Origin of the sequence: Flavobacterium pokkalii, from assembly GCF_014596575.1 — a bacterium.
GTDB classification, from domain to species: Bacteria; Bacteroidota; Bacteroidia; order Flavobacteriales; family Flavobacteriaceae; genus Flavobacterium; species Flavobacterium pokkalii.
In genome coordinates this window covers 46,176-59,218 of the sequence record NZ_NASZ01000008.1, presented here as the reverse complement: position 1 = coordinate 59,218, position 13,043 = coordinate 46,176, and the positions used below count along the sequence as shown (strand labels likewise).

4 protein-coding genes are annotated in these 13,043 nt (G+C 32.9%); all 4 read left to right on the top strand.

What is annotated here, in order from left to right; all coding sequences use genetic code 11:
* Positions 1 to 4: 4 nt before the first annotated feature.
* Entirely contained in the window at positions 5 to 2,542 is a 2,538-nt protein-coding gene (locus B6A10_RS07195) for a glycoside hydrolase family 31 protein (protein ID WP_238929373.1), read from the top strand.
* An 805-nt stretch (positions 2,543 to 3,347) separates the two neighbouring features.
* A complete protein-coding gene (locus B6A10_RS07190; protein ID WP_188220325.1) occupies positions 3,348 to 7,532 on the top strand; it encodes a two-component regulator propeller domain-containing protein in 4,185 nt (1,394 codons plus the stop codon).
* 446 nt (positions 7,533 to 7,978) lie between these two features.
* Entirely contained in the window at positions 7,979 to 11,242 is a 3,264-nt protein-coding gene (locus B6A10_RS07185) for a SusC/RagA family TonB-linked outer membrane protein (protein WP_188220324.1), read from the top strand.
* Positions 11,243 to 11,308: 66 nt separating this feature from the next.
* A complete protein-coding gene (locus B6A10_RS07180) occupies positions 11,309 to 13,036 on the top strand; it encodes a RagB/SusD family nutrient uptake outer membrane protein (RefSeq protein ID WP_238929372.1) in 1,728 nt (575 codons plus the stop codon).
* Positions 13,037 to 13,043 lie beyond the last annotated feature (7 nt).

The following is a 13,043-nucleotide window of genomic DNA, read 5'->3' as shown; positions in this document are numbered from 1 at the left end:
TTAAATGAACTTAGTTATGCGTAAAACCACTATTTATTTGATTCTTATTCTTTTGTTGATAAAGAATACTGTTAGCGCTCAGGATATTGGAAACGGAAATCAAACTTTAGGCAATTGTTCTTCTTATACAACAAAAAATAATCAGCTTATCTTTAATTGCAAAAACAATGTAAAAGTGATGTTACAATTTTGTAGCGGACAGGTACTAAAAGTTTGGATTTCAGCGGAGGGTACTTTTAAGCGAAATAATGAATCTTTTGCTGTAATTAATGAAGATTTAGGTTGGACGGGGAATATTAATGTTAATGAAGAAACTTCAGCTTACGAGGTATTTACAGAACAATTGCGAATAAGAGTACAAAAAAGTCCTTTTAAATTGCAAATTTTCGATAAATATCAAAAGTTGTTATTTAATGATTTTAATGATAGAGGTTTTGTTAAGCAAGGCAATAGAGTTGCTACTTATAAAACATTAAAGCCAGAAGAGCAATTTTTTGGTTTAGGAGAAAAAGCCGGAATATTAAATCGACGGGGAAAAAGTTATAAAATGTGGAATAGCGACCAACCTTGTTATGGTGTAAATGAAGATCCGCTATATAAAAGCATTCCTTTTTTTATGAGCACTAATCATTATGGAATTTTCTTTGATAATACCTATAAAACAGAGTTTAAGTTTGGAAGTGAATCGAATGAATATTATTCTTTTGAAGCAGCGTCGGGAGAAATGATTTATTATTTTATGTATGGCAATGATTTCAAACAAATTATTCAAAATTATGTTGCTTTAACTGGAAAACCAATCATGCCACCTAAATGGGCTTTGGGTTTTTCGCAATGCAGGGGAAATTATACGGAAGAACAACAAGCCAGAAATATTGCAGCTGAGTTTAGAAAGAGAAAAATTCCTTGTGATATTATTTATCAGGATATTGGATGGGTTGAAGGACTTCAGGATTTTGACTGGAAGAAAAACAATTATCAAAATCCAAAAGATATGGTCAAACAATTGGGAGAGCAGGGATTCAAAATGATTGTTTCTCAGGATCCTGTTATTTCTCAGGCCAATAAAAAACAATGGGAAGAGGCTGATGCAAATGGTTACTTCGCTACAGATATACGTACAGGTAAGAGTTACGATATGCCCTGGCCTTGGGGTGGAAATTGTGGAGTAGTTGATTTTACGAAGCCTGAAGTAGCTGACTGGTGGGGCAACTATCAGCAAAAGCCTTTAAGTGATGGCGTACGTGGATTTTGGACAGATATGGGTGAACCTGCCTGGAGTAATGAAGAGGCTACAGATCGCTTAAATATGAAACATTATTTAGGAATGCATGATGAAATTCATAATGTTTATGGTTTAAGTTGGGATAAAGTTGTAACGGAACAATTTTACAAGCATAATCCCAATAAGCGCATTTTTCAAATGACAAGAGCTGCTTATGCAGGATTACAGCGATATACATTTGGTTGGTCGGGAGATTCCGGGAATGGTAATAACGTATTGGAAGGTTGGAGCCAATTTGCGAATCAAATTCCGGTTGGACTTTCTGCCGGAATGGGTATCATTCCTTTTTGGACTTCAGATATTTCCGGATATTGTGGTGATATAAAAGATTATGATGCTATGTCTGAATTATATATTCGCTGGATGCAATTTGGCATTTTTAATCCTTTGAGTCGGGCACATCACGAAGGAGGAAATGCAGTTGAGCCTTGGCTATTTGGCACTGAGGCCGAAAATATTACCAGAGCTGCAATTGAGCTTAAATATAAATTATTTCCTTATATCTATACTTATTCGCGGGAGGCACATGATACTGGTATGCCTATAATGAGAGCTTTATTTTTAGAATATCCTAATGATACGGAAACCTATAATTTAGATGGACAGTTTCTATTTGGAAGAGAATTACTGGTTGCACCGGTAGTTGAAAAAGAAGCGACTACAAAAAGACTCTATTTGCCAGAAGGAGAATGGATAAACTATAATGATGGAAAAACGCTTTATAAGGGGAAACAATGGATTACAGTTGAAGCGCCATTAAATGTGATTCCAATGTTTGTAAAAAAAGGTGCTATTATTCCGAGTATGCCTGTAATGCAATACATACACGAAAAACCTAATTATCCGGTTAGTTTTGATATTTATCCAGATAAAGTTGGAAAAGAATCTTCTTTTGTTTTGTATGAAGATGATGGAGAAAGCAGGGATTATGAAAAGGATATTTATTGTAAAACTAAAATTAGAGCTCTAAGCAACTCTTCTGGCTATACCATTCATTTGAATGTCCGAGAAGAAAAGAATTACAAGCCATCAGGAGCAAGAAACTATATTGTAAAATTGCATAGTGGTACTAAACCTAAATCGGTAATGGTGAATTCTTCAAAAATTAAGAAAGAGAAAACAGAGGTTTTACTTCAAAAAGCAGATTTAGTAAATGAAAAGATTACTTATAGTTGGGATGAAAAAGAAGGAATTGTTTATGTTAAATTACCAGATACCGGTTTGGATTCTCAAATTGAAATTAGCTACGCATTATAAAATTATTTTGAAAGTCAACTGGTTAGAATCCTGCTGAGACAATAAAACAGAACATTCAAACCATTATATCTTAGAAGTTTAAAGATTTTGCGTGATTTTATAAATATTGAAAAGTGGTATAAAAGTAAAAACCCTGGAAATCGTTTGATTTGCAGGGTTTACTGCTTTTTTTAGGCTTTTTTGAAAACTTTGAAAATCTTATTTCAGATTTGTTTTCAGACCTCTGCGGAGAAAGAGGGATTCGAACAAAAACGTCACATCCCGCTATTATACTGCATTTCTAATATTTTTTTAAATGTTGTGCCACGGATGTGCCATGAAGATTTTCACCATTTTTATAAATATTGAAAATTCTAGATTGGTTTAAATCCGTTTAATTTTAAGTTATAAATCTTAATCGATTCAAAGACAAAGCTATGCTTTTTTCATGACAAACTAGGACAAAAAAATTTGAAAACAGATTTTGATAATTGGATTAAGGAATTTATAATTTTTATTTGATTACGGTTTTTTTAAAGTTTAGTCGCCGCTATTACAATCGAATAACTTATTTATAGTTTTTGATATTTATATATGATTTGGAGAGATTAATTACGATAGATAGCAAATTATTATAGAAGTAGATAATTATTTATTAATTACTAAAGGATAACTATCATATTATAAAATTTATTGAATTACAAATATTTTAAAATATTAAGAAAATTTAATTCTATAGTAGAAAAATAATAGCTTTTAAATTTTAATTTATAAATTTGAAGCCTTCATGAATTACTTTCTAAATCAATCTAAATATTCTGGATTAATGAAAAAATCAATCATCATTTGGATGGTGTTGTTATTAGTCAGCCATTTGAGTTATTCGCAATATTCCAATCTTAAATTTGAAAATTTTGACACTAATAAAGGACTTTCCAGTAGTACCAGTGTAGAAATTTTTCAGGATAGTGATGGTTTTTTGTGGTTTGGTACTATTGATGGTTTAAATAAATACAATGGATATGAATTTGAAATTTACCGACCAATTATAAATGATATTCATTCTATAAGTAATAACAGGATTAATGCCATCACTCAGGATGATAAAGGTTATTTATGGGTAGGTACGAGCAATGGATTGAATGTTTTTGATAAAAAATCACAAAAATTTTACCGAATCAATCTTTATAAAAATAAAGATGTCAATGTAAGGGAAGAGATAAATAGTTTGTTGTTTGATAAAAAAAACAGATTGCTATGGGTGGGAACTAAAAATGGTTTAGTGAAAATCATTTTAAATTCTGCGGACTATCCTTCATTTAAAAATTTTCATTTTGACCGTTATACCAATAAGATTAGCGATAAAAAGTCAATTGATAATAATAACGTTACTAATGTTATTCAGGATAAAAAAGGAGATATTTGGATAGGAACCGAAGGGAATAATTTACATCGTTATAATTTTAAGACAAATACATTCGACAGAATTAATATAGTTTTTGAAACCCATCAATATTTAGATCATTTGCCCAAACAAATTCTTCTGGATAGAGAAGGTTATTTTTGGATAGGAAACGATTTATCACATCTTTATTTATATAATCCTATTGCTAAAGCCGCTAAGAAAATTGCACCAGTTGGACAAAGCACACCCGTTTTTCATTTGTATCAGGACAAGAAAGGAACCATCTGGGCTGCAACTGACGGAAGTGGTTTGTATTTGTTGGACAGAAATAAAGGCGTATTACAGCATCTGTTACAAAATCAGGATGATCCCTTTTCCTTGCCTAATAACCAGCCTTCAAATGTGCTGGAAGATAAAGATGGTATCTATTGGATTGCCAGTTATAATAAAGGAATTAATAAACTGGCTTTGTTTAAATCCTCTTTCGGACACTATTTTTATAAGCCCAATAGTGGTAATAAAGGTTTGAGTACCAAAATTGCGCAGTCGGTTATAGAAGATGGAAAACAACGTATTTGGATTGGTACTGATGGAGGAGGGCTTGATTTGTTTGATAGTAAAACAGAAACGTTTAAACACTTTAAATCAATTCCAAGTTCAGTAAATACATTAAGTTCTAATAAAATTTTGTATCTCGCGAGGGGAGAAAATAGCGATTTATGGGTATGCACCTGGGATGGAGGGCTGAATAAATTTAATACAGAAACCGGAACTGTAAAACGATACGAGAACAATACTAAAAATCCTTTTTCTATAGGACAAAATACGGTTTGGTGTGCGGTTAAAGATAATCAGCAAAGATTATGGGTAGGTACATCTACAGCTGGTTTAAATTTGTTGGATACCCAAACGGATAAGTTTTACCAGTATAAAAATCAACTTAACAATTCTAAAAGTTTAATAAGCAATTTTGTTTTTTCCTTATTTGTAGATTCTAAACAGCGTCTTTGGGTAGGTACTTCTTTAGGTTTGTGCTATGTAAAACTGAATCATTTGAGAAGCAGAATTCCTAAAAATATCAACTTTGAAGAAATAAAGATAAAAAACATACAGGGTAATCGTGTCAATCAGGTTACCGAAGATTATAAAGGTAATATTTGGGTTGGAACCGATATGGGGTTGTACCAGCTAGGAACTGATTTAAAATTAAAACAGGCGTATTCTTCTAAAAACGGACTTCCAAATAATTTGGTGGTTGGAATTCAGGAAGATAATAATAAGAATATCTGGGTGAGTACTAAAAGTGGTTTGTCCATATTAAATCCTAGAACTAAGAATATTAAAAGTTTCAATGCTCATGACGGTTTGCAGGGATTAGAGTTCCAAAGTAAATCGATTGCCAAAACTTTTGATGGAAGAATTATTGTTGGAGGACTCAATGGGTTTAATATTTTTTATCCTAATGATATTGCTTTAAATACACACAAAGTACAGCCCATTTTAACCGATATCAGAATATTCAATAAACGGGTAAATGCCGGTGATGCTGTTAACGGAAGAGTATTGTTCGATAAAGCTTTGTCAGATGTTAAAAAAATTGAACTAAAGTACAACGAGGGGTATATCTCATTTGGGTTTGTAGCCTTAAATTATCAAAATCCGGAGAGGGTAAAGTATGCTTATAAAATGAGCGGTCTGGATGATGAATATGTGAATGTAGATAACAATCGGGTAGCTAATTATGCTAATTTGGCTCCGGGGCTTTATACTTTTGAAGTTATGGCATCCATTGACGGGCAATGGAAAAATGCCGGAAAAACAAGTATCTTAATCAGAGTACTTCCGCCATTTTGGAAAACCTGGTGGGCTTACCTTTTATATTTTGCGCTTTTTGTAGCATTGTTGTGGTTCGGATTGGAATATTATACCAATAAGATCAATGAAGAAAAAGAACATGAATTAGATCAAATGAAATTGCGTTTCTTTATCAATGTTTCTCACGAATTCAGAACACCACTTACATTAATTTTAAATCCTGTAGAAAAGATTTTATCCCATTTTAATGATACCGAAGAAGTCAAAAAATCAGCTCTGATTATTCAAAAGAGTAGTAAGCGATTGCTTTATTTGGTGGATCAGCTTTTGGATTTAAGAAAGATGGATATGGGTAAGTCCCGTTTGGAACTTTCCAATATGGATATTGTCGCTTTTGCCAGAGATACTTTTTCTCTTTTTGAAGATTTGGCAAAGAAGAAAGATATTCGTTTTGTATTTAAATCTACATCAAAAGAATTTTACGGACAATTCGATCCCGATAAAATAGAGAAAATGTTGGCTAATTTGTTGTCCAATGCGATTAAGTTTACCGATAATGGTGGAATAATTACGCTTTCCTTATCCGAAGTGATGATTTCAGAAAAGAAATATAAAAAGTTGTTCTTTAGTCCGACAACTCAGGTAAAAGGGATTCAAATTCAGATAAGTGATACTGGTATTGGTTTCAAGAAAAAACAATTGAAAGAAGTGTTTCAGCGGTTTTTTCACGCCGATGCTTCCAAAACAGGAACCGGAATTGGATTAAATTATACTAAGAGTTTAGTCGAATTGCACAAAGGACATATTACTGTAGAAAGTCAGTATAAAAAAGGAACTACTTTTTCCATAACACTTCCTGCTGATTTAAAAGCGGTAGTAAAACAAAAGCAGTCGGATAACTGGAGTACACAAGGTAAGGAAATGAATGCTATCCAATCGGCAGAATATGAAATTGCTATTTCTGACGAAAAAATGAAACCGGATTCACTGGCTTCTGAAAGTGAAAATAAACCACTGATTCTTATAGTAGAAGATAATAAGGTGCTTCGCAATCACTTAAAAAGTGAATTGAAAGAGTATTATCAGGTAAAAGAGGCTACAAATGGGGCAGAAGGTTTGGAAAAAATCAGAAAGTACCAGCCAAATATGGTAATTAGTGATGTGATGATGCCAAAGATGGATGGTTTTGAGCTCTGTCAACAGCTTAAAAATGATTTTGAAATCAGTCATATACCTATTTTGTTATTAACCGCCAGAAATCTGGATGAAGATATGATTAGAGGTTATCAAACAGGGGCAGATGCTTACCTGTCAAAACCGTTTAATATGGCGGTACTGAAAACCCGAATTGATAATTTGTTGGAATCCCGAAAAAGATCCAGAGAGCGCTTTGCTGCTATTGGAGGAATTGTAGCTGCTTCTGAAATTACGATTAACTCATTAGATGAACACTTTCTGGATAAAGCTACCAAAGTAGTAGTGGATAATGTAAGTAATATCGATTTTACATTGGATGATTTATTAGGGAATTTGGGAATGGGACGTTCACAGTTTTACAGAAAAATCAATTCCCTAACCGGACAAAACCCTAGTAATTTTATCCGTACCATCCGATTAAAATATGCATCCGAAATGTTGTTGACCAATCAATATTCGATAAAAGAAGTGGCATTGAATTGCGGATTTAACTCGACAGCTTATTTTACAAAAACCTTTAAAGAAGTTTTTAAAGTAACTCCTACACAGTATATTCAGGATCAAAAAGACCTGGAAGAAACTACTGAAGAATAGATTTTTTAATATAATATTTTGCTAAAAAAGGCTCCGTTTTTAAGTTGAAACGGAGCCTTTTTTTATGGTTCTTTGGGAGAATTAGAGGAAGTATCTTTTAATTTTTCAATTTTTTTAAAAACAGTTTAGATTTTTTTTAGGTTTCAAAGTTGCTTTAAATCCTTGCAAAATATGGGGAAATTAAAAAATGGTCGATAAGTTATACTGATTGAATCATAGGTTATAGACTGCTTTTTTTTTAATCAATAATATTGTAATGCTATTATCATCATTATGATAAAATTTATGATTAAAAATTATGAGTATTAAAATTATCAACCTTCAAAAAATAATTAAATGTAAAAAGAACTAAATTTCATTACCAAATTTGAATTCTCTAAATGTAATTAGAGAAATTAATAAAAAACTAATAACTAAATCAATTAATAACGAAAAAACAATTCATTATGAGAATAAATGCGTTGAATAAAACCGAATTATGGAACAGGATTAAACCATCCTTGGTTTTGTCTTTTCTGGTTTGTATTTCTTCCCAGTCGTTTGCTGAAACTAATGGGAAATTAAATCTGGTTGAAAAATATGCTTTAAATGTAGCTCAACAGCAAATTACAATAAAAGGAAAGGTAGTTGCTGCTGAGGATAACATGGGAATCCCTGGAGTAAATGTAAATATAAAAGGAGAGAAAGGCGGAATAAGTACTGATATTGATGGTAATTACAGTATCAATGTTTCTTCTTCAAATGCAATTTTGGTTTTCAGTGCCGTAGGTATGAAAACTCAGGAAATTAAAGTTGGAACGCAAAAAGTATTAAATGTAACCATGAGTGCTGATGTAGCTTCATTAAATGAAGTGGTAGTAGTAGGTTATGGTACTCAGAAAAAAGCAACATTAACTGGTGCGGTTGAAGTGGTAAGTTCTAAAGTGTTTGAAGATCGGGCAGTAACCAATGTTGGATTGGCATTACAAGGTCAAACACCAGGTTTAGTAGTGACTCGTTCGTCTTCAAGACCTGGAAGTGAGGGACTGAATTTTCAAATACGTGGTTTTTCGTCAATAAATGGTTCTGATCCGCTAATTATTATAGATGGAGTTCCGGCAATAAATGCTCAAGCTTTTCAAAATTTGAATCCAGATGATATTGCGAGTGTTTCAGTTTTAAAAGATGGTTCGGCCGCTATTTATGGTTCCCGTGCTGCTAATGGAGTTATTTTGGTAACTACTAAAAAGGGCAAAGGTGAAGTTAAAGTTACTTTCAACTCTAATTTTCGTTATGTTACTAATGGCTTAACAAACTTTTCACCTAATATTAAACAATATGCTACCATGTGGATTGAGGCTAATAAAGAAGAGTCTTTACCTAATTGGTGGATCTGGGATAGTGAACAGAATTTGAAAAATTTACAACAGGGTGTTGAGGGGGCCTATCATTTTAATACATGGCCAGGTAGGGATTTCTTTATCTTCAATGCTAATAGAATTAATGAATTATTTGGTCCGCGTTTTTCATTTCAACATAATTTAGCTATTTCTGGAGGGGGTGATAAATCTAGTTACAGATTGTCAGCAGGTTATGCTGATAATCAGGCTAATTTGTTGACCGCCTATGATGGAGAAAAACAGATGAATATTCGTTTTAATTATGATTATCAATTATCTGATAAATTAAAATTAGAAACTGGTGTTAGCGTTGTTAATACTAATACTAGTCAACCTTCAAGAGGATTTGGTAATATTCTTTATTCTTTTGATATGCCTTTCTATCCTGCAAAAAATCCTTATGGTCAATGGTTGGCACCTTTTAATGGGGTGGATGCAGGAGCTAACAGGAATGCTGCTGCATCAACTTCAGATGCTGGTCGAATTAACAAGAAAAGATTAACAGGTCGTATAGATTTGAAGGCAACTTATGATATTGGAAGTGGCTTTTCATTAGAAGGCTTGGCTTCTATTCAAAATGAACGATATAATACTGAATCATATGTTGTACCAGTGCAACTCTATGATTGGTATGGAAATCCTACAGCTAATGCATATCAAACAGATGGAATCAATAATGGTTATTCAACAGGTGCTGAATCTAAATATTATTATTATTATCAGGCGTTAGCACGTTATAATAAAACTTTTAACAATGTTCATAATGTTTCCGTTATGGCGGGGGTAAATGGTGAAAAATTCACTTCACAAGGCTTGTTTGGATCACGTCTGGGGTTTGTTGATTCAGGTGTTTATGATATTAGCTTGGCTCCTACTGAAGGACAAACAAATGGCGGATATAAAGGTCAAAATGGTCGTTATTCTTATATTTCCAGAGTGAATTATAATTATGATGAAAAGTACATTGCGGAATTTATTGGAAGAAGGGATGGAAATTCGCGTTTTGCTCAAGGTAATAAATTTAAAAACTTCGGTTCGGCTCAATTAGCATGGGTTTTTACAAAAGAAAAATTCTTTAATTCTCTTAATGGCATTGTGGATTTTGGTAAATTAAGAGCTACAATTGGTAGCACAGGTAATGAAGCTAAAGGATTAGCTGATTTTGAATATCTTTCTCTTGTTAATATTGGAAGTGGGGTAATGGGGCAACCTGCATCACTACAAACAGTATCCTCATTGGCTAATAATGGGATATACAGCCCTAACCGTACTTGGGAAAAAGTGATTCAAAAGAATATCGGTATAGATCTTGGATTTTTAAATAATCGTTTGACTACTTCTTTTGATCTTTATGAAAAGAAAAATAATGGAATGTTGATAGATATTGTATATCCATCTGTTTTAGGAGCAACAGCACCGAAAACAAATAATGGAAATTTTGATTCTAAAGGTTGGGAGTTTGTTGTAGGCTGGAAAGATAGAAAAAAAGATTTTGGCTATAATGTATCTTTTAATATTGGTGATTCAAAAAGTAAAGTATCTGGTATATTAAATGGAGATAATTATGTAGCAGGACAAAACGGTGTTGTTAATGGATATGGATTTAAACCGTTTTTTGTTTATAAGACAGATGGTTATTTTAAAGATCAGGCAGAAGTTGATGCTTACTACCAGGCTTATGGCGGCAAAGGGGATTTAGCCGCATTGCAACAAACTAGTCCAAATGTAGCTTTACGACCAGGTGATACAAAGAGAGTAGATGTAGCTGGTACAGGAACAATTACCGGCGCAGGTAGTAAGAACAGTTCATTGGTATATGCTGGTGATTCAGCATCTCATTATGTGTTTGGGATTAATCTAGGTGGTAATTTTAAAGGATTTGATTTGAATGCTTTTTTCCAAGGACATTTAAAACAAAATATTATGCGTACAGGATATATGGCTTATCCATTTAGAGCCTTGTATACTAACCAAAATCCTTCCTTTTTAGGGAAAACCTGGACCGAAGAAAATCCTAATGCCGAATTTCCTCGTTTAACTGTCAATCCAACACGTGCAGCATGGAATTATGCTAATAATGATTTTATGTTACAAAATAATCGTTATATCCGATTGAAGACTTTAGTGGTGGGTTATACTATTCCTGAAAAAATTACAAAAATGATAAAATTAGATAAAATTAGATTTTATTTCTCAGGTAATGATTTATGGGAAGCTTCAACTATTAAAGATGGATTTGATCCGGAAGCTCAACAAAATGCTACTGATGGAGATAATGCAGGTTATCCATTTGGTCGTACCTGGTCTTTTGGTGTAAATATTGGATTTTAATAATTAAATGAAAAAGTGATGAAAAAAAGTTTAAAATATATAGTTTTTACTGGTCTTTTTTTGGGAATGATAAGTTGTCAGAATGATTTTGTAGATCTAGATCCACCAGGGCAATATACGGATGCAGTTTATTTTAAAAAACCCGCTGATTTTAAAGCATATACTCTTAATCTTTACGGGATTTTGCAAGGATGGAGTTTTGGAAACATGGATAATAATTCAGATTTGTCTGCAAATACTAATTCTAATGGATATGATCTTGGACATGGTACAATCCTTTCTTCAGGAATCAATTGGAGTTATAATGGAATTAGAAGTTGTAACATTTTATTAGAAAAAGCAACAGGATATAATAATTCAAATGGAGATATAAGTCAATATGTTGGAGAAGCTTATTTTTTTCGCGCCTATTCTTATTATGGGTTGTTAAAGACTTTTGGAGGGGTGCCGTTAGTTACTAAAGTACTTAGTACAGATTCACCAGAATTATATGGTCCAAGGAATAGCCGTTATGAGGTGGTAGACCAAATTTTAAGTGATTTAGATAAAGCTATCGCCAATCTTCCAACTGAACAAAATATTTCAGGAAGTGATAAGGGAAGAATAAGTAAATGGGCTGCTATGGCTTTAAAAGCTGAAATTGAATTGTATGAAGCTACTTGGGAAAGATATGTGGGTCAATCTACTGATGGTGACGGTATAGCTGAAGGTGCAGGATCTGCAGGTTATGATGCCGCTAATGTTAATAAATATTTGGCTGATGCAGTAGAAATGTGTAACAACATTATGGGACAAGGAGGTTATGAACTTTGGAATAAAAATGCTGATTCTAAAATGGCAAACTCTAGTTCTTGGTATTTATTCAATCTTGAAGATGCGGGTTCTAATCCGGGAGGATATGATAAATCTACAAATAAAGAGTTTATTTTATATAGGACCTACGATTATACTTTGAAACAATCAGGTATTAATATTACATGGACATCAGGACAATTGTTTCCAAGTCGCAAATTTGTGGACATGCCCGTATGTAAAGATGGATTACCAGCAGATAAATCTCCTTTGTTTCAAGGTTACCATGCAGTCGCTGATGAATTTAAAGATAGAGATTTACGTTTGTTAAATTATTTATATGCTTCAACTACCGCTACTAGTTCAGTTAGTTTAAGTTTTGGTAGTTTAGGATATAGTGGTTATGATAATGCAAAATATAAAGTTTATGGTTTTGGTACTAGAAGAAAAGATAATACTGAATCTGCGAACTGGCCTATTATTCGATTGGCTCAGGTTTATTTAATGTATGCAGAAGCTGTTTATGAATTGAATGGTTCAATTACAGATACTCAATTGGATGCTTCAATTAACAAATTAAGAGCTCGTGCAGGTGTTGCATCTTTGACTAATGCATTAGTGAGTAATAATGGGTTAAATATGAAAGAAGAAATCAGAAGAGAACGTACAGTAGAATTGTATCGTGAAGGGAAGCGTTTTGATGATTTAAAACGTTGGGGAATTTTAGAAGAGTCTTTGAACCCATCTCGTTTAGGGAGAGTAGTAGGAAACGCAACCTATACTACTGCTTTTAAAGATGGATCAGGTAATGCTACCAGTTCTTATCTCCCAAATACTTATGTGTATGGAGAAGAAGTAGTTAGTACTCCGAAAGGTGATTTAGAGTGTGTTGTTATTGATAGTTATTTAAATCATTCAGTTGCTCCTAAACACTATCTGTTTCCAATTTCTCAGACTCAGATGCAGTTAAATACTAAGTTGCTTCAGAATCCGGGATATTAAAGATATT